Source organism: Paenibacillus glacialis (assembly GCF_001637205.1).
Taxonomy (GTDB): domain Bacteria; phylum Bacillota; class Bacilli; order Paenibacillales; family Paenibacillaceae; genus Paenibacillus_AQ; species Paenibacillus_AQ glacialis.
In genome coordinates, this window is sequence record NZ_LVJH01000061.1 from 24,087 (window position 1) to 44,382 (window position 20,296).

The following is a 20,296-nucleotide window of genomic DNA, read 5'->3' on the forward strand; positions in this document are numbered from 1 at the left end:
ATAAATGTAAAATTATAGGCGAGGTGATGAGCGGACTATGATGTTTAGAAAAAAGAGTTTATATCATGCAACAATTATCCTATTAGTGACACTCGTTGTTGTGGGTTGCAGTCCTTCTAAGGATAAGTTTGTTGAAGAAGCACCTATATTAATCGACACTGAAGAGAAAGAACTCATTGTAATAGATTCAATCACCGATAAAAAAGAAGGAGTTACATCTTCATCTATGGCTGACGGTACAATTACTATGAATGGTGAAGGGAATATAGGCTTTACTTATTCAGGAGGTGCGTTTCTACAAGTACATATTAAGAATACAGGAGCCACTGAATTCGAGTATAAAATTAAGCATATGGACGATGAATTGGTAATACAGCAGGGTACGTTAATACCAGCTGAATCAATAGATAATACATTTGACGAATCACTCACTGATTTGCCTAAAGGAGATTATGGAGTTCTTTTTAATCAAAGTACCGGAGCAGAAATGTCAGCATACGTGAAAACAGAACTTAATCCGTAGTTGTCATCGTATTTAATCCTTTGTTCTACAGGAATGGCCTTCAGACGGAATCCTGAATGACCGTGATGGTGCTAGCACTATTTTTTTTATCGTCCCATGATCCGTAATTTCCTACATAAATCCTGTTTGTGCGTGGGTTTAGCGCCATAATGCCTGCCACTGATGGGAACATTGCGATTCTTTTAAGTGTGCTGGCATTATAGACGGACGTCTTGTTGTTAGTGAAATCGCTGATAAACAAGTGATTCGTATTCGGATTGATAAATAAACCAGTGGAATCCGGTAACATCATCGTCGAGATGATTCTATTGGTGCTTCCGTTAATCATGAAAAGCTTGCCTGCACTTTCAATTTGTGCACTGGCGACGTAAACCCGGTTTGTCCGCGGATTGGCGACGACCTCGCTTTGCAGGCGACCCAATTGGACATTTCGCAATAGCTTGTTGGTGCTGCCGTCGATCGCGGAGAGATACCGACTTAAGTTGTTGGAGATATAAATGCGATTGGTGATCGTATTTATTGCGGGTGGAATAACAGGATTGCTGCCGACCTTTATCGTCGCAATGACAGCCTGCGTGCTACCGTTGATGACTGATACGGAATCTTTCACTGTATTTGTCACATAGATTCGGTTTGTCCGCTCATTAATGATGATTCGGGAAGGGCGTCCTTTGATTGGGATCGTAGTTCGAACACGGTTCGTTCTTCCATCAATAACGGATAGGGTTTCATTTACGGCACTTGGTACATAAATTAGATTTGTTCGAACGTTGACCCCGATTGAATCGATGTATAAGCCCACTGGGATGGTCGTGATGACACGGTTTGTCCGTCCGTTGATAACAGAGACTGTCCCATCCCGAAAGCTGGGCACATAAATTCGATTCGTATGCGGATTGATTCCCAGATAATATGATCGTCTCCCTACATTCACAGATGTGATAATTTTGTTAGTAATGGCGTTCAGAACCCGGACATTTCCACCTTCGACATCAGGATTTGTGAAATAGACGCGATTTGTTATAGGATTTGCTTGGATATCTCCGTACTCCCCGGTTGAGGGGATGGTGGAAATAACTCTTGGCAACGCCATGGATTTACACCCCTTTCAAATAAGTAGATCTTACATTATATTTGTGCCCGGAGATAAAGGTACTTCTTCTATGCATTGACCCAAACGCAATACTGGGTGGAATATTTTATTCATGGATAAACATCCGGCTATCATCATACGGGTATGCAACAAAGACCATCCTTTGGATGGTCTTTGTGCATGGATATTTTATTTTAGCTTCTTAACTTGTCTTTCTAGATCAAATATGAGTGTATTGGCCATCCGTTTGTTCAAGGTGTAGGTTTGTGTATTACCAAGTTGTGAAGTGAGTTCCTTAATTTTCGCAATCTGCGTGTCCGTCGGCTGCTGAAGCTCAATCATTCGTTCATAGTTGAGAAATGCGACTTTTTGTGCTGTTTCTGGGGAAAGAAGATCAATAGTTTCATATAAAGCGTCCGTAGCTTGGCCCGGCATTAAGCCGTAGCCTGTGTCAGTCGATAACATGAACCGATCCGGATACTGCTCCAAGAGAGGTATGAAATCCTTCAATGAATAGTTGCTATCTGAATTATATACAGTAAACCCTGCAAAAAAATCCATGTATAAATTAGGATATCTGTCTAATAAGTATTTAATATTTTCAAGCGTATTGTACGCATTGACATGCCCAAAAATAATTGTCGTGTCCGGATGCTCCTTCAATGCCTTTTCTAGCTGATCAATGGGAGTACCACTCGTGGGATCGATATGTAGTAGGACAGGGACATGATATTTAGCTGCCAAATCATAGATTTGTGGAAGATTTCCGTCGTTAGGATGTTGGGCTTTCCACTCCACTTGAGATACAACAGGCGAGTAGGTTGATGCGGCAACAACCTCTCCGATGTTGAGATAACCCTGCTCTAATTTCTCCTTCACAATGGATAGGCCTTCCTCTTCTTCATAGATTGGGAACCCTGCGAAGGATGGATAGACTTGAGTGGGGTCTCTGCGATAATGATCCCAAGTGAGTATATCTGAAATTTTAGCGCTCGGCTCAGAGACACTCCCGAATAGTACAATCCGATCGACCCCGTTTTGCGTAAATTCATACACCGCGCTAGGACTATCTGCTCCATGGTTGTGAATATCAATGAGGGTCATTTCCTCATACAACTCAGATAATTTCTTACTCGTATCTCTAGTATTACGAATCTTAGTAATCAAATCTACTTCTTGCTTCGGTTCATAGACAGTAAGGGGTTCAACGCTTGCTTCGTTGCTTGCTCCGGTTGAACACCCCGTTACAACGAGTATGAAAAGGTTAAAAATGCAAAATGCAGACCAAAGCTTTCTTGGGAACATATTCATATTCATTCCTCCATGCGCATAATTGGTTTACTCGATCGAAATCATTCCTCTTATTGTAACTAGCATCTTCTGTCTATACTCCCTCAATTATGGAATTGATATCAACTATCACAAATTATGGTATAAAACGGAGATGAACTCAACGATTTTTTTGCGCTATAATGAACATTAAATGAAAAAACAGCCGAATACATTTAGGGGATGAAGCATCATGGCTAAATCGATCGTAGAAAAGTTGAATTTACAAAAGTACGAGAAAGTAGCAGTATTGGATCAACCTGATGGAACAGATTATTTTACGGAACTGACAGGGTATGATACTTCGCTCAAGGATCATGCGTATGATCTCATATTTGCTTTCGTGTTAGATATGGATTCATTAAAGGAATTGGTTGATCGAGTGATTGAACATGAACATCTCAATAAAAGTGGCTATCTCTTTGCGGCTTATCCTAAAAAGGGAAACAAAGTCTACCCTACATTCATCCATCGAGATGACTTATTTGCTGGAATAGGCAGCGATGAGGAAGGGTATATCGGGATAAGCAATATTAAGTTTGCTCGAATGGTAGGACTGGATGATGTCTTTACTGTTGTTGGGCTAAAAGAGGATGCAAGGGGCAAAGGGAAGACTTCTTCGCAATCCAGTCAATGTGTAGATGACTATATTTCCTTGATACCTAGTGTGGAGAAGGATTTGGAGGACACGCCAGAATTACTTACTTTGTATCAATTACTTACGCCAGGGTATCGTAAAGATTGGGCACGTTATGTCTATAGTGCGAAACAAGAGGGGACAAGGGTTAAGCGGCGAGAGGAAATGAAAATGATTCTTCAGGCAGGCTATAAGAGTCGTGAGCTTTATCGCAAAGATCAATCCTAGTCGCAATAAGGGTTTGTCAATTTGAGAAGACTATGACAGTATATAAGCATATAAGGAACTCCCTAATAAATTCACAATATCGAATGGAGAACATACAATTATGTCTAATTTACCAAATTGCCCGAAATGTAACTCAGAATACACGTACGAAGATGGAAGTCTTTTGATCTGCCCAGAATGTGCTCATGAGTGGACGTTAGAATCAGAAGCCGACACTAGCGATGATATTAAAGTTGTCAAAGATGCTAATGGAAATGTCTTAAACGATGGTGATTCTGTCACAGTCATCAAAGACCTTAAAGTAAAAGGAAGTTCTTCCGTCTTGAAAATAGGAACAAAAGTAAAAAGTATCCGTCTGGTTGATGGCGATCATGATATTGATTGCAAAATCGATGGATTCGGAGCTATGAAATTGAAATCTGAATTTGTTAAAAAGATATAAATCACGGTCAATCTATGCAAACAGCGCGTGCCGGAACTCAATCGGCGCGCGCTGTTTGCGGTGCGCTCAGTACGGGCGCTATTGTGGGTACAAGTCTCCGGTTATTTTGAAATAATATTGAGTAAACCGCCATCGATAATTACTGAATCCGGGTTACTCAATAAGAGATTAATCAACTGTGCAGGAACATAGGTATTCCCTTCAAACAACATAGGTGGCGTACCATACTGTATAGGTTCCGTTAATCCAATTTGATTACTGCTTGCCTTATAATAGTTGTCATAACCAATTTGCAAAGACGTTTTAATCGTCCCGTTATCTATGAGTGCTGTATGCGGCTTTTTCTCCCATGTAACATTAAAACCTAAGGCTTCTACCACTATTCTGAGTGGGACCATGACATTTCCGTTTCGCACTGTCATTTTTAAACCGCCTAGGTCAAGAGGACTTCCATTTAAAGTAATAGAATCTACCAGCAATGCGTTCACTTGTTTAATTACATTTTCTTTTTGGTTGCCTGCCATCTTGGCTATTATTGCATTCATTTCATCGTGGGTAATATTCTGGCTCCATTGTTTCATTGGAACATCCCCAATAAGGCCAAGTTCTTTAGCTTCTTTTATGTACGGCATTGCATAATGGGTATCCATAATCTGTGGCTTCTCGCCGGATATTTCAATAACCACTGCCCGTATAAATTCGCCATATGGGATTTCTCCCTTATTTGTAAATTGTACGACAGTTGCAGATGTTTCAGATGCGGTAACTTTTGAGGGATTGGTCTCCATAGTAGAAAATGCGGAAGCTCCCGTCGTAAAAAACAATGACATCGCGAAAGTGAAAAATAATATTTTCGTAGGTTTCTTCATCGTCAAACCTCCTTGAATTTTTTAGTACATTATGACAGACGATCTTTCGACATATTTTGTTGCATGATTTGTATTATCTTTGGGTGACACATGCCAACGCGATAGCTAAAGCCCAAAATGGAACGTTATGACAAAGGAACCTCCAAGCCCACGATTAAATGTGGATTTGGAGGTTCCTTTTGCCGTTATCTTACGATGCTAACAATCCGATTACGGCCTGCTTTTTTAGCTTGATATAAGGCTTTGTCCACGGATTCAAACATATCATTTAAATGAATTTTTGAACTATTCGTATTTTTAATTGTGAAATTATTAAGGGATAACAAGCCGATACTTATCGTAATGGATAAAGCATGAGTAACATTGTCGATGACTACTTTATTGTCTTCGATTGCTGATTTTACACGCTCAGCCAACAATTTGGCTTGTGCTTGGCTCGTATTTGGTAAATAGACAATAAATTCCTCTCCACCATAGCGGGCCAGAATGTCAGACTGTCGTAGTGTTTTTTTGATGACTTCCACAGTGTTGCATATGACTGCATCGCCGACCAAATGACCGTAATCATCATTGATAGATTTGAAAAAATCGATATCTATTAGAAGGATTGTAAAAGGGGTCTGATACTTCATATTATTCATAACTTCATGCTCTAACTGTTGCGTTAAGTAATGACGGTTGTAACAACCCGTTAAGCTATCGGTTACGGCCATTTGTTTGAGTTTGCGATTTGTCTGAAAGAGTTCATTCTGTATCCCGATTAACTCTAGGTTACGTTCTTGCAGACTCTCGGACTGTAGATTTGTCGCATCAATGAGGCGGCGAAGCTCAGTCATATCCTGAATCGTAATAATTCGTCCAACCATGACACCATTTACTATGATAGGCGCAGCATGAATTTTGATATATCCATTGATGCCAGGATAGAACAATTCGATGTTGGCTCTCTCTAGGGGCTGTTCTCGGTAAGTATGAAGAAATACATCGAAATGGATATCAGATTGTTCAGATAGGTAGATGTCCGCGATATCGAAGTGATCACCTATCTGTAAGTTAATATGGGGAAGCAGCGACTGATTTATTTCTACGACCGTTTCATTATCATCGAGCACCAGAATTCCTTGCTCTATCGTGTCAATAATATCCTGATGAGCTATAGTCACAATATCAAATATTTTATCTCGATGAATGGCAATAATGAAAAAGATAGCCGATAGCAAAATACCCAGAGAAGTCATTCCTGGAATCACGGGCGGAGATAGGGACAAGACAACATTCAGGAATATATCCAACAATACAAATGCACTTAGCACGGAGACCCCTATGAGCACATGTGACACTTGTTTTTTGATACGGGTTGTGTTGCTTGATGACAGAGCTAAATATATGATGTAAAGCGAAATAATAGCGTAGGTAATCACGGTAGTGATAATAAACCAAAAAATGGGTCCATAAGTTCTTTGGAAGTAACCGCCCTCGATAGGGAGGACAAACATACCATTTGGATTGATGATGACACCGATGGCTATGAATATGGGAGGTACAAATAGTAATAAGGATACTTTTCTTCGGAGAACGTACGATTTGCCCGTGAGTAGAATGGTGAATAGAAGCCATCCAGTGGCTAATAAAGCCGTGTCCATAAATGAGAGCTTCACATAAAACAATTGAAGCTTGGGGTTGTCCGTTATTTTGATGGAAAATTGACAGAAGGGCCATAACATCATAGCAAAGTGGAATACTAAATAGACTTTATGTAGGTTAGTGATTGTAACAGAAGCAAATACATATATGAATAGAGCAAACAAAATGATGAACAATATTAAGTCAATCCATACCACAAGACCCACTAAGGTACACCTTCTTATTAAGAATAGTCATTACCTGATGTAGTCCTAAAGACTTACATCCAAGTTCTAATATATAATTTTAGTAAAAATAATACAACGATATTAAAAAAAATACCAGTAACTATCAAAATAATAGCCAGACAAGGTATACCTTGTCCGACTTATTAATACGTTTCTTCTTGTTTAAAATATAAGAAATATACTAACGCTTATATTTCAACGCTAAACGTTGCTATGCCGCTAAAGGATGGCACAGCCGTTTATGCTTGAGTGTTATGATCTGATGTGTTAATACCAGTAAGCGCCCATCGAGTTAGTAACTGTTCGAGGTCCTGTGCTGATTGTGGTTTGCTAAACAAATAACCCTGAATTTTATCACAGCCATGCTGCTGCAAGTACTCCAGCTGTACCGTTTGCTCCACACCCTCCGCAACGACACACATGTTCATTCTTTTGCCTATGATAATAATTTGCTCTATTAGAGCGGCCTGATGTGTTCCAGTATGAATGGAATCGATAAAGGACTTGTCTATCTTTAAAGTGGTGATTGGCAAATGGGTCAGATAACTTAATGAAGAATAACCAGTCCCGAAGTCGTCTAGTGCAATTTTGATGTTGTGTTCTCTTAGTTCATTCAGCTTATGAAGCACATGATCATAAGATTCAACCAGAACAGTCTCCGTTAGTTCGAGCTCCAGATATTTTGGTGAAAGATCGCAAGTTTGTATAGTATCCAGAACCATCTCATTAAAGTCGGTTTGTAATATTTGCAGCATCGAAATATTAACGGACATGCTCAGATGTGTTAAGCCCTTCTCATGAAGACTTTTCAGGAAAGCGCAGGCTGTGCGTAGAACCCATGCCCCCAAAGGAATAATAAGATGCGAATCTTCTGCTATCTTGATGAATTTAAAAGGTGAGACAAATCCTAGCTCAGGGCTATTCCAGCGTAAAAGTGCTTCTAAACCGGTCACCTTATTCAGAGACAGATCGACCTGAGGCTGATAAAAGAGTTCAAATTCATTGTGCTCCATAGCCTTATATAAATGCTTCTCGATATTCATCCTCTCGATGAATGTGTCATTCAAAGGATGATCAAAAACGGCACTCCTATTCTTACCTGCTTCTTTTGCCTTATACATGGCAATGTCGGCACGTTTAACTAACTCCATAATGTCGCTTCCGTGTTCAGGATAAATACTAATTCCGATACTGATGCTGATATGTAAAAGAATATTGTCTACCTCAATAGATTCCTTAAACCCAGCTAGGATGTTGGCTGCAATGTCGTTTATCTCCTCTGTATTCTCCATGGGATGCAAAAGGATGATGAATTCATCGCCGCCAAACCGATAGACGTCCCCCTTCTTGTCTGTAATGGAGAGAAGTCTCTCGCTTGTCTTAACAATCAGACGGTCGCCGAACGCATGGCCCATCGAATCGTTAATATATTTAAAGTTGTCGATGTCCAAAAACATCAGGGCCGCAATGACATTGGAATCCTCAAAGGCTGTATTGGACTCATTCTCGTATAAGGCCAACTTATTGGGCAAGCCAGTTAATACATCATGATAGGCCAGATGATGCATTTCCTCTTCGCTTTCAGAAAGCATATGCTGGTTCTCAAGTAGCAGAACGTATTGTTGTCTGAGTTCATCCTCAGTAGCGATAATTGCCTCATACGCAGATGTGAGACTTTCATTAGCAAATATCTTGTCCTGCTGCGCGAGTCCCAACTTTTTCTCTATCTTTCTGATATGTTTGAGCGTATGCAGAATTAGAATAAAGATAAGTCCAGCGGTTATGATTACAAAAATCCAATCTTTGATTAAATTTATCTGCTTGATCATTTCTGTATTTTGCGTAAAAATAGGAACCAATCTATCGGTTAACAGAATCCATAAGCACCCTATAATACAATAAATTCCGGCAATTCTGAAAGAACTCCACTGGGGACTAAGGATTCTCTTTTTTGTTGGGGCCGGTTGGAATCCCTCATTTAAATGTTCTCCCACATTCTTGGTTCTCCCGACTTTAATTCTTCGCAGCATATTGTGCCCCCCACTATCTAAGCCTCTAGAAATCTTCAACAAACTTCTTCGAAATCCTCTATTATTGAACATATTTTGACAAATACCAGAAATACATTACCATAAATAGGAACTTATAGAAAAGAACCGATTCGCAAGCCGATCCATCTGAACAATTACCTATCCCTGCATATAACAAGCAGTACATAACACTAATCATTGGAATTTAATTCTAAAGGGGAGGTGCTCACGCGAAGAAATCAAGAAATGGGTTCGCAAATCGTATGTCAGTGATGGTTGATACTAACTTAATTAATCGATCAGTTTATCATCATAATACGCTTCCTACCGCGAATAGAATTTTAATAATGCGAATAGAATAATAAACTGACTTGCTGTGGATTTTCATGCTAATGTTGTACATATGCAGTGATATTTCAATGATTGCTGCCCATATCGGACTATACAAGATTCATAGTAAGCATTAGGAGGAATAGTTATGAGAAAAGCTTTTATTAGCCCAACGAAATATGTTCAAGGAGAAGATGAAATCTTAAACTTAGGGTATTTTGTAAAGACATTCGGGGATTCAGCACTACTTATTGCTCATCCAGATGATGTGAATCGAGTAAAAGGAAAACTGGAGTCGACTATAAATACATTTAATATCACACTGATTGAAAGTAACTTCCAAGGGGAGTGTTCACGGGAAGAAGTTCAGAGATTACAAGCATTGGCTAAAGAACATGACTGTTCCTGTACGATTGGATTAGGTGGAGGCAAGGCAATTGACACAGCAAAGTGCGTAGCAGAAGGTGTAGCCTTAATCATAGTTCCAACGATCGCAGCGACCGACGCCCCAACAAGTCATTCAGCAGTTCTATATACTCCCGATGGGCAGTTTGATGACTATGCTTATTTTAAACAAAGCCCAAGTGTGGTCATGATTGATACGACCGTCATTGCAAATGCGCCTACGAGATTTCTTGTGTCGGGAATGGGGGACGCACTTTCCACCTATTTCGAAGCTAGAGCAACCTCAAGATCATACGCTAACGTCAATGCAGGATTACCATGTGGGGTTCGCGAAGGAATATGTGGTGATGCTAAAGGAACCAATACCGCGTTGGCACTTGCTAAGTTTTGCTATGAAACATTATTGAAAGACGGTGTACAGGCAAAAGTAGCTTCAGATTGTAATTTAGTCACTCCTGCACTTGAGAATATTATTGAAGCTAATATCTTGTTATCAGGGCTTGGCTTTGAAAGTGGCGGTCTAGCTGCTGCCCACGCCATTCATAATGGCTTAACTTCATTAGAAGGAACGCATCACTATTATCATGGGGAGAAAGTAGCTTTCAGCACAATTGCTCAACTCGTTCTTGAGAATGCAGATCAAGATGAATTGAATGAAGTGCTGGCATTTTGCACAGCGGTTGGGCTTCCGATCTGCCTCGCAGACATTGGCGTGGATAGCTTTTCATATGAAGAAGTGTTAAGTGTAGCCCGTATAGCTTGTCTTCCACAAGAATCGATTCATTCAATGCCATTCCCAATAACAGAAGAAGCGGTGGCAGCAGCCATCACGGTAGCCGATCGACTCGGTCGACAATACAAATTGAGTAAGGATGAATAACATGAAAAAAATAATAAATAAGCCAGAAACGTTAGTCAGAGAAATGTGTAACGGCTTAGTCTTGGCACATCCAAATCTAGCGTTTAATAGCAAGTATAAGATCATTCAGAAGAAGGAAATAAACAAAGAAAAAGTAACACTGATCAGTGGTGGTGGGAGTGGGCATGAACCCGCGCATGCTGGTTTTATTGGAAAAGGAATGCTTGACGTAGCAGTGTGTGGTGATGTGTTTGCCTCCCCTTCACAAATTCAAGTATACCAAGCGATCCGATCCACAGCGTCCAATAAAGGAACGTTATTAATCATTAAGAATTATAGCGGCGATATCATGAATTTCAAGAATGCGGCTCACCTTGCAGGGGAAGATGGCATTCAGGTGGATTTCGTTAAAGTGGATGATGATATTGCGGTTGAAGATAGTCTTTATACCGTAGGGAAAAGAGGCGTAGCAGGTACGGTTCTGGTTCATAAAATAGCCGGCGCAGCCGCTGAACAAGGCAAGTCTTTAAGTGAAGTGAAGGCGGTAGCCCAAAAGGCGATAGACCATACGAGGAGTATTGGATTCGCTTTGACCTCTTGCACGGTTCCTGCAAAGGGAACCCCAACGTTTACTCTTGAAGACAATGAGATGGAGTACGGTGTTGGCATTCACGGGGAACCAGGAATTCGGAGAGAAGCAATAGCTTCTGCCGATGAATTGGCACAGAGAATGGTGAACGCATTATTAGAAAGTCTGAAGATAGATCGTGACTCAGACCAAGAGGTTGCTGTATTGATTAATGGATTTGGAGGCACTCCGCTACAAGAATTGTATGTATTGAATAACTCCGTTATCCGTGAATTAGTTTCCAGGAATATAAGGGTCTACAAAGTGTTTGTTGGAAATTACATGACGAGTATAGATATGGCTGGGGCGTCTGTCTCTGTTATGAAGCTAGACGATCAGTTAAAGCAGTTATTGGCTGAAGAGTGTGATACGCCAGCGCTAGTTGTTCGTGAAGCTTTTGAGCAAGTGAATTACACCGAGGTTGTCATAGAAGAAAATGAGAATACGTCTGTATCCTTCAGATGTGAGACGAATGAGAACTTTGCAACCATTGTGGATGACAAATTCTCCTTAAATAACATCATTTATCTAATAGATAAAATGAGTGAAATCATCATTGAGAATGAAGTTCCATTCTGTGAGCTAGACGCTCATGCGGGTGACGGTGACTTCGGCATGAGTGTGGCGAAGGGATTCAAGCAATTAAAGACAGAGTGGCAGGATATTGTAACGAACCATGTCTCGGATATTGGAAGTTTCCTAGATGCTTGTTCCCTGATTATTATGGAGCATTGTGGAGGTGCTTCAGGTCCAATCTGGGGATCAGCATTTCGAGCAGCCAGTAAGAATGTTGGAAATAAACAAGAGCTATCCATTGACGAGACTGCCCAAATGATGGCCGCTGTTGTTAAAGGGATACAAGATACAGGAGAAAGAGCCTTTGGTAGGGGGGCAGTTGTGGGGGATAAAACCTTGATTGATGCGCTTGTTCCTTACTCGGAATCTTGGGCAAATAGTGCGCATGACGGAGATGATATCAAGGCTGCATCAACGAAGGCAGCAGATGCTGCTGTAGAAGGGGCGAAACAAACGGAGGCGATTGTTGCTCGAATGGGCAGAGCGGGTACCGTCGGTGAGAGAAGTATTGGTTATCCCGACGCAGGAGCCTATGCATTAGGGGTTATTTTTACAGAACTTTCAAAAACCATAAAGTGAAAGTTAGGCACTCAATAATAATATTTCTAAATGAAGGGCACCCAAAAGGGTGCCCTTTTGGTACCGAAAAGCATATCATTGAGGCGTCATTACCAAGCGACATGTATCAGATTTAAAAAGGTAATATTTTACTATAACCGCACCATTTTGTATGGTAAAGTGAGGTGTCGGCTACCATTTCCACGCAGAGAAATAGGCTACAGATAATAGACCCACCATGTCTTACATTAATGGAGTGAGAGAATATGAAGCGTAGAAAAATGATCCTTTTGTTCATGATTTTCATCATGCTTGCTGGGAGCTTGGAGTTTTGGGCAGGAAATGCAAGCGCTAATGGCTTGCATGAATTTAGAGAAGGCGATTACCTTGTGAATATCCTTGATGATGGGGATGGACGAGCGCGTGTTTTTAAATTCACGACTGACAATAAAATTACGTCCAGTAATACCAATCTTCGTTTGTTTATCAATCAAATAGAAATCGATTCTAAGGAGTATACGGTTAATCATGAAAGCTATACCATAACAATGAATAAAGCTCCCGACAGGGGAGCCGAGATTTCGATTAAATACTTAATAAGCCCAACTTTTGAATGGGGAGAAGGAATTTCAGGCAAGGACCAAATTGGAAATGCTCTTCCTGAAGGGAATGGCTCAACACGCGTTTTTAAATTAACCAATTATTTATTGAGTTCGAGCAAGAATGTCAGCTTATACATAGACGGAACGAAAGTTCGCGCCTCTGAGTTCACTTTTAATTATGCGAACAATTCTATCACGATATCAGAAAAGCGCTCGGCACCCGGTGCTAATTCAAAAATGTACTTTTATTTTCCGGTTACTTCTATTGCCGGTACCCAATCATCCTCTGGTGAAAAAACAGAGAGTCCCTCGACAGGCGGACCTGTAACTCCAGGTAAAGAGGTTGAATCGGAATTTCAAGTGCCTGGTGGAGAAAGCTACCCTGGCCATATTACGCTGAGCACCAATCATACGTTCATTGTTAATATTACATCTGCAGCCGTACAGCCGACTTATACTTCCTATGTTATGGTCAAAAACGCAAATGGGGAAGTAGTTAGACGAATCCGTATTAACCCGGGCAATTCTTCAACCTATTCTCTGAGCAAGCTCGGATTGCCTTCAGGAGGATATTATTTTTATTTGAAAACAGTAAATCAATCAGGTGGTTTGGCAGCTTCGATCCCTCAGTTTGTTCCGATTAACAATGAACCTCAACATATTCAAGTGTATATTGAAGGACACAAGCAGGCTTATGCGCAAGCACCTGTAAATGTAAGTGGAAATGTACTCGTTCCGTTCCGGGCGATTTTCCAATCGCTAGGGGCAACCGTGAAATGGAACAAATCCACCCAAACGGTGACTGCAACAAGAGAAGGAAAAACCATTATACTAACGATGGGATCTAAGATCGCTTACGTGAACGGTGTTCCTATTACCTTGAGTGCAGCTCCGCAATTAATAAATGGAAGTACGATGGTTCCGGTTCGATTTGTTAGCGAGGCTCTTGGCGGAATGGTAGAGTGGAACATTGCTTCTAATTCAGTTGTTGTTTTTCAAAAACAGCCGACTATCCCTACAACTGCTGAAAGCGAGAAAGAAGCGAAATCCGAACCGTCCAGCTCTTCGCCTATTTTAGAAAAAATATCGCATGGTATTACCACTCCCACTGACATTGTATTTGTAATTGATGTTACTGGTAGTATGGGAGAGATCATCGGTTATATAAAAGAAACGGTTAAAAAATTCGTGGATTCCGTTCCGTCCGGCTCAAAATTTGCTATTGTGGCTTATCGGGATATTAATTATGTAGATGCGTATCATAAAGATTTAGAATTTTTCTCATTCACAAACAATAAAAATGTGTTAAAGAATAATTTAGATAAGTTGGTGGCTTCTGGCGGAGTGGACTTGGAAGAATCCGGACTAGAAGCCATTCATATGGCAGTTAATAAGTTGTCGGGTAGCACGAATTCCAAAAGAATCATCTTTATAACGGATGCTCCTGTTCACGATAAAGGCACCTCACAAGGAAAATCCGGATTTTTTCTTGAACAAATTATTGCCGAGCTGAAAACGAATAAGGTTACTCTTGATGCAATCGCACCAACAGGAGGATTAGCTTACAAGCAAATTATTCAGCTTGTTAATAGCAATAAGGGCAAGCTATATGATATTAATGATGCCTCTATAATGCTGCTAAACAAATAAACTTCATTCAACCCGCTAAATGAAGGGCACCCAAAAGGGTGCCCTTTTTACACGTTTGATAAAAACATCACAATTCTCCAGATAAACTCCTCTATATCTCCATATAGACTCCAGATTAATCGTATAGATTAGAGATATCAAGGAGGTTATAACAATGAATTTTATCAAACGCGCATTTTTAAGTGTACAAGCAAGAAAGGGAAAATCCCTTATCTTATTTGTTGTATTTTTAGTTGTTAGTAATTTAGTGTTAGCAGGATTCGCGATGCAAAATGTCACGGAAACAGCGAGTGATCTCGCTAGAAAAAAGTTGGGAGTTGACATAACGTTAGGATTAGATGGAGAAAAATTTCAAAAATATGTACAAAAACAGAGAAATGAAAATCCAAATGAAAGAATACATCGCCCAGAACTTTCTACAGAGGAAGCAGATAAGTTAGCTGAATCACCATATGTAAAAGATTTTAACTATCTAAAAGATAGTCAAGGTGTAGCGGATGGCTATACTCCCATTAATGATGATAAAGGGGGAGGCTCGGTAGGTGGATCCATAGGTGGAAGCCAAGGTAATATGACAATGCCAAATACATTCATTCACGGTGTGAGAAGTTCTGATTTATTGAAAGAATTTACAGAAGAAACGAATAAAATGATTGAGGGGCGTTCAATAACCTCAGAAGACAAAGATAAGAAAGTAGCCTTGGTTGAAAAACAGTTAGCTGAAGATAACAATCTACAAGTTGGTGATGAGTTAAAGATCAAAACAACAAATGAAACATCGACAGTAGAGCTCGAAATTATAGGGATTTACGAAACGTCCACGATGGATAGCAACATGGAAACGGCACCACCACTGTTTCATCCATCGAACAAAGTATATGTCTCGTACGGATCGTTAAAAGAATTTTCGGAAAATAAGGATATGAAGGGTACACCCATTGATAAAGCCATTTATTACTTGAATGATCCAGATCATATCGATGATTTTAAAGCAGAGGGAAAGAAAACAGGCATTGATTTTGACCTATTTAAACTAGATGCTCATGATGCCTTATACAAAAAAATGATAGGCCCTATTGAGAACATGGCAGCAACTTCAAAATGGATTATATACCTGGTCTCAATTACAGGATCTATTATCTTAGGTCTTATCATTATGTTGACCATAAAAGAACGACGGAAAGAATTAGGAATCTTACTTGCGATTGGCGAGAAAAAAGGAAAATTAATAGGACAACTCTTAGTAGAGGTATTATGTATAGCTGCTTTAGCATTTAGCCTTTCTATATTTACAGGTGAGACAGTATCTCAAACAATGGGAGACAGTTTATTACAGAAAGAAGTTACTGCTTCTGAAGAGCAAGAAAATAATCTAGAGGCACCCACATTTATGTTTGGGATGAATGATGACCAAGGTAAAGATGTGGATCCTATTAATCATATTGATGTAGGTGTAACATCTCAAGATGTGCTGAAATTAGGTGGATTAGGCCTAATAATCGCAATCCTATCAACCATTCTTCCAGCATTATCGATTCTTCGATTGAATCCAAAAGATATTTTATTAAAAGATGAGTAGGGGGGATATACATGGACACTATTTTACAGTTCAAAAATCTGAATTATCATTATCAAAACAATAATAAAAAAATCACTATATTAGATAATGTAAATTTTGAGTTTCTAGCTGGACACTTTTATACCATTTTAGGACCATCGGGATCCGGAAAAACAACAACCCTTAGTTTAGCAAGTGGATTAGATATCCCAAGTAGTGGGAATGTATTATACAAAGGAACAGATTTACGGAAGATAGGTCTGGTTACCTATCGAAATCAACATGTCTCGATTATCTTTCAATCCTATAATCTCATTACGTATATGACCGCTCTTCAAAATGTAGTCACGGCAATGGAGATTACAGGGGTAGATGTGAAAGATAAAAAAGGAAGAGCGCTTGAGTTATTAGAAAAGGTAGGGCTGACAGAAGGAGAAGCAAAAAGAAAGGTATTACAGCTTAGTGGTGGTCAACAACAACGTGTAGCGATTGCTCGTGCATTATCTTGTAATGTAGATTTATTAATTGCTGATGAACCCACTGGGAATCTAGATCAAGAAACTTCCATGGAAATTATCGAGTTATTTAAAGAACTTGCTCATAAAGAAAATAAATGTATCATTGTAGTCACTCACTCCCAAGAGGTGGCTAAACAATCAGATACAGCGGTGTATCTCGAAAAAAGAAATTTAGTAATCAAAAAGTTGTAAGGGAATGAGAAGAATGTGGAAAAAAATAGCAGCCCCAATTGTTTTAGTAGTAGTGACGATTGGTATTTTAACTGGTGCTTTTCTATATGTGTTGAATTCAAGGGATAACTCGGACTTGAATCCTAAAGAAACAGATGTATATCAAGAAGATAGAATGATGCAAAATCAAGAGGAAATGTCTCCTCCTTATCAAGATCAAGATGGGTCTGTAAGCGGCGCGGCAAAGCCTTAGTTCAGATTCAGAAGATACAAAATGAAGTCTCGATCTCATTTCCTCCTAATTGAAATGAGATCGAGACTCTTTTGTTGTTTATTTTATGGATAAAGGAATGGTAACTAAAAATTGTACTCCTTGTTCTGTATTCTTCATAGAATACGTAATAGAAAGGGCTTCAAAAATTTGCTTTACAATATATAACCCTAAGCCACTCCCTCCCGTATTTCGATTTCTTGATTTTTCGATTCGATAAAATGGTTCGAAAATATGTTGTATATCCTCTTCTTTAATTTTCACAGCTGTATTGATGACTTTAATTTGGATATGGTGTTGTTTTGAATCCTGAGTTAGCTCTATATATACTTTCTCTCCATGAGGTGAATACATAATCGCATTATGAATAATATTTTTACAGGCTTTTTCTAAAAGAACACGATCTGTATAAACAGAAAGGTGAGAACCTATCTGTTTTATCATTTGAATGTCTTTTTGAGAAGCAAAAAATTCGAGATTTTTTATGATTGTATCCATTAATTCCGAGAGATTTACTACTTCTAATTGTAGTTTGAAGGTATGTTGCTCTAATTTTGACATGCTTAAAATTTCGCGAACCAGTTGTTCCATGCCTTCAATAATTTGGTGGTTTTTCTGTAGGTATTGGTCACGATTTTGATACGGACCAATATTATATATCATCCCTTCTAAGTATCCTTTCATAACCGTAAGAGGCGTCTTTAATTCATGTGCGACAATAGCAAAAAATTCCCTGCGTGTTTTTTCTGTTTCTCTTTCTTTTTCAATATCACTTTTTAATTGCTGATTCGCTTTCTGTAAATCAAGCATTGTTTGTTGTAAATTAATTGACATCTCATTTAAACTATTGGATAACTGCCCCAATTCATCATTGGAACGAACCTCAATTTTTTCGGCAAAATCCAAATTCGCCATCTTTTGTGCTCCTTGATTAATGTAAAGGAGTGGTTTTGTAATGAACCTCGAATATAAATAAGCACTTCCTATACCAATAACAACGACAATGATACTGATATAGGGAAGGAAACGTACCAAGACCTGTGAAGCTTCATTAATAGGTTGAAATGTTGCGGAAACTACGAGCGTTAAGTTAACATCTTGAAATTGAATGGGCATGGTAACGTCATATGATTTGGAAAGGCTATTTGAATTCCTTGATGGCTTTGTTTTATCGAATTGTACATTTGGGGCTGCTTGGGTACTTCCTTGAAAAAAAGAGAATAACGGAGAATAAATAATGGTTCCTTCTTTATTTTGAAGGTAGAGCATTGCGTTATTTATTTTTGTGTATTCTTCAAGAAGTGGTATGGCATGTTGAAAAGTGAGACCCTTAGATTTATCAATTATTTCTTCTATTCCTGTTTGAAGCTGTTCTGTTTTATACTGCTCATAAAATGAAGGGAGAAAGAAGTATAAAGTTAAATAAATCAGGACTGCAAAGGCTAACAAAATAAGAGATGTAATCAGAAAGAGTTTATAGGTAATCCGCTTCATCGTCATCATTTTTAATACCTCATTCATCAATTTTATAACCAATTCCCTTCACTGTTTTAATGTAGGGTATATCTAATTTTTTTCGTATGTTTTTAATATGTGTATCAATAATTCGTGTTTCTCCGTAATAATCGTATCCCCAAACTTTTTCGACAATGCTTTCCCTTGGAAGTACTTTTTTCTCATTTTGAAGCAGTAGTTGTACAATTTCGAATTCTTTTGTCGTTAAAGGAACTTCAACCTCATTTACATAAACTTTATATGCATCGCAATCGACTTGCATTTCTTTGAAAACTAAATGATTATCCGTACTTTGATCATTGCTTCTTCTCAGTACAGCCTTGACCCGTCTAATTAATACATGAAAAGAAAAGGGTTTAGTAATATAATCATCGATTCCAATATCGAAGCCTTTCATTTGTTCTTGTTCTTCTTCTAATGCGGTTAGCATAATAATGGGTACATTTGACTCATTTCGAATCATTTTGGCAACTTCAAATCCGTCAAGATTTGGCATCATCACATCCAAAAGAATTAAATCAAAGGATTGCTTATTAAATTGTTTCATTCCCTCTAATCCATCTGATGCAACTTCAACACTATACTGTTGTGTCATTAAAAATTGTTTGATTAATTCCTGAATCTCTTGATCATCCTCTACCACAAGAATATGATAGTTCATCATTATATCACCTCTCGTAATATTATAACCGTGTTATCTGGAGTTTATGTGGAGAAGCATTCGGTATAAATACATAGATAGATAGAGGCTAGCGCCGAGCACAATGGGTTATATATGCCGTTTCTTATAAAAAAAATGAGAAAAATCCCCACAAAAACTCTACGTAATCTCCATAGTAACTCCAGATCACGACAGTACAATGAAGACGTTAAGAAAAATACATTTACGAAGGAGATTGATAACTATGAAAAAGAAATTGGCTACTACTGCTTTAGGTGCTGTCTTTGCTCTCACATCTTTTGGGTCTGTATTCGCGGCTGATGCATCAACACAAACTATTGGAAATGGACAACAGGTAGAACAAGGAAAAGTGAGTAAACCAGATAATCTCGATGACGCAACCAAAGAAAAGGTAAAAGCAATTTTGGACCAATCACAAGCAGGTACACTAACGAAAGAGCAAGTGAAAACACAGCTTCAAGCTCTTGGTATTGATTGGGAGTTTGATTTCAGTACGGCTCGTGGTACCAAGGTAGAGATAAACAAAGTGAGTAAACCAGATAACCTCGATGACGCAACTAAAGAAAAGGTAAAAGCGATTTTGAACCAATCACAAGCAGGTACACTCACTAAAGAGCAAGTGAAAACACAGCTTCAAACTCTTGGTATCGATTGGGAGTTTGATTTCAGTGGAGCTAAGGGCATCAAAATAGAAACAAACAAAGTAACTAAGCCAGATAACCTCGATGACGCTACCCAGGAAAAGGTGAAAGCGATTTTGAAACAATCACAAGCGGGTACACTCACTAAAGAGCAAGTGAAAACACAACTTCAAGCTCTTGGTATCGATTGGGAGTTTGATTTCAGTGGAGCTAAGGACATCAAGGTAGAAACAAACAAAGCTGCTTACCGCTATAGCCCGGTACACGACACCATAAACATCGGTGAACACCGTAGAAAACCACCAAAACA

At 39.0% G+C, this 20,296-nt stretch carries 16 protein-coding genes and 1 pseudogene; 10 read left to right on the forward strand and 7 right to left on the reverse strand.

The window, feature by feature from the left end:
• Positions 1-37 precede the first annotated feature (37 nt).
• Positions 38-523 carry a hypothetical protein gene (locus PGLA_RS22100; protein WP_068537207.1) on the forward strand — a complete coding sequence of 162 codons (486 nt, stop codon included), beginning with the start codon at positions 38-40 and terminating at the stop codon, positions 521-523.
• Positions 524-563: 40 nt separating this feature from the next.
• Here PGLA_RS22100 and PGLA_RS22105 read toward each other — a convergent pair whose 3' ends face one another.
• The gene (locus tag PGLA_RS22105) at positions 564-1,616 is read right to left on the reverse strand and encodes a YncE family protein (protein WP_068537208.1); all 1,053 of its coding nucleotides are present in this window, start codon (positions 1,614-1,616) and stop codon (positions 564-566) included.
• Positions 1,617-1,805: 189 nt separating this feature from the next.
• Positions 1,806-2,927 carry an amidohydrolase family protein gene (locus tag PGLA_RS22110; protein ID WP_245700263.1) on the reverse strand — a complete coding sequence of 374 codons (1,122 nt, stop codon included), beginning with the start codon at positions 2,925-2,927 and terminating at the stop codon, positions 1,806-1,808.
• Between the two features lie 211 nt (positions 2,928-3,138).
• On the opposite strand from PGLA_RS22110, the gene PGLA_RS22115 reads away from it, so the two are divergent.
• Positions 3,139-3,810, forward strand: a complete 672-nt coding sequence (locus tag PGLA_RS22115) for a YdeI/OmpD-associated family protein (RefSeq protein WP_068537210.1) — start codon at positions 3,139-3,141, stop codon at positions 3,808-3,810.
• A 100-nt stretch (positions 3,811-3,910) separates the two neighbouring features.
• The gene (locus tag PGLA_RS22120; protein WP_068537212.1) at positions 3,911-4,252 is read left to right on the forward strand and encodes a zinc ribbon domain-containing protein YjdM; all 342 of its coding nucleotides are present in this window, start codon (positions 3,911-3,913) and stop codon (positions 4,250-4,252) included.
• Between the two features lie 101 nt (positions 4,253-4,353).
• Here PGLA_RS22120 and PGLA_RS22125 read toward each other — a convergent pair whose 3' ends face one another.
• The 3 genes from PGLA_RS22125 to PGLA_RS22135 all read right to left on the reverse strand — a co-directional run bounded on the left by PGLA_RS22125 (position 4,354) and on the right by PGLA_RS22135 (position 9,022).
• Positions 4,354-5,121: a stalk domain-containing protein gene (locus PGLA_RS22125; protein ID WP_068537217.1), complete on the reverse strand. Its 768-nt coding sequence runs from the start codon at positions 5,119-5,121 to the stop codon at positions 4,354-4,356.
• Positions 5,122-5,306: 185 nt separating this feature from the next.
• Positions 5,307-6,971 carry a histidine kinase N-terminal 7TM domain-containing diguanylate cyclase gene (locus PGLA_RS22130; RefSeq protein WP_068537219.1) on the reverse strand — a complete coding sequence of 555 codons (1,665 nt, stop codon included), beginning with the start codon at positions 6,969-6,971 and terminating at the stop codon, positions 5,307-5,309.
• Between the two features lie 260 nt (positions 6,972-7,231).
• The gene (locus PGLA_RS22135) at positions 7,232-9,022 is read right to left on the reverse strand and encodes a putative bifunctional diguanylate cyclase/phosphodiesterase (RefSeq protein ID WP_068537221.1); all 1,791 of its coding nucleotides are present in this window, start codon (positions 9,020-9,022) and stop codon (positions 7,232-7,234) included.
• Positions 9,023-9,500: 478 nt separating this feature from the next.
• Between PGLA_RS22135 and PGLA_RS22140 the strand changes: the two genes are divergently transcribed.
• The 6 genes from PGLA_RS22140 to PGLA_RS22165 all read left to right on the forward strand — a co-directional run bounded on the left by PGLA_RS22140 (position 9,501) and on the right by PGLA_RS22165 (position 17,130).
• A complete protein-coding gene (locus tag PGLA_RS22140) occupies positions 9,501-10,637 on the forward strand; it encodes a glycerol dehydrogenase (RefSeq protein ID WP_068537223.1) in 1,137 nt (378 codons plus the stop codon).
• 1 nt (position 10,638) lies between these two features.
• A complete protein-coding gene (gene dhaK, locus PGLA_RS22145; protein WP_068537225.1) occupies positions 10,639-12,399 on the forward strand; it encodes a dihydroxyacetone kinase subunit DhaK in 1,761 nt (586 codons plus the stop codon).
• Positions 12,400-12,644: 245 nt separating this feature from the next.
• A complete protein-coding gene (locus PGLA_RS22150) occupies positions 12,645-14,630 on the forward strand; it encodes a stalk domain-containing protein (protein ID WP_068537227.1) in 1,986 nt (661 codons plus the stop codon).
• 154 nt (positions 14,631-14,784) lie between these two features.
• Positions 14,785-16,209: an ABC transporter permease gene (locus PGLA_RS22155; protein WP_068537229.1), complete on the forward strand. Its 1,425-nt coding sequence runs from the start codon at positions 14,785-14,787 to the stop codon at positions 16,207-16,209.
• An 11-nt stretch (positions 16,210-16,220) separates the two neighbouring features.
• Positions 16,221-16,898, forward strand: coding sequence for an ABC transporter ATP-binding protein (locus PGLA_RS22160; RefSeq protein ID WP_068537231.1), 678 nt, complete (start codon positions 16,221-16,223; stop codon positions 16,896-16,898).
• Positions 16,899-16,911: 13 nt separating this feature from the next.
• Positions 16,912-17,130, forward strand: coding sequence for a hypothetical protein (locus PGLA_RS22165; RefSeq protein ID WP_068537232.1), 219 nt, complete (start codon positions 16,912-16,914; stop codon positions 17,128-17,130).
• A gap of 78 nt (positions 17,131-17,208) precedes the next feature.
• Here PGLA_RS22165 and PGLA_RS22170 read toward each other — a convergent pair whose 3' ends face one another.
• Together PGLA_RS22170 and PGLA_RS22175 are read right to left on the reverse strand one after the other, a co-directional pair.
• A complete protein-coding gene (locus tag PGLA_RS22170; RefSeq protein ID WP_068537243.1) occupies positions 17,209-18,648 on the reverse strand; it encodes a sensor histidine kinase in 1,440 nt (479 codons plus the stop codon).
• Between the two features lie 13 nt (positions 18,649-18,661).
• Positions 18,662-19,327: a response regulator transcription factor gene (locus tag PGLA_RS22175; RefSeq protein ID WP_068537234.1), complete on the reverse strand. Its 666-nt coding sequence runs from the start codon at positions 19,325-19,327 to the stop codon at positions 18,662-18,664.
• 241 nt (positions 19,328-19,568) lie between these two features.
• On the opposite strand from PGLA_RS22175, the pseudogene PGLA_RS22180 reads away from it, so the two are divergent.
• Positions 19,569-20,296, forward strand: a pseudogene (locus PGLA_RS22180) (hypothetical protein); the annotation flags it as partial.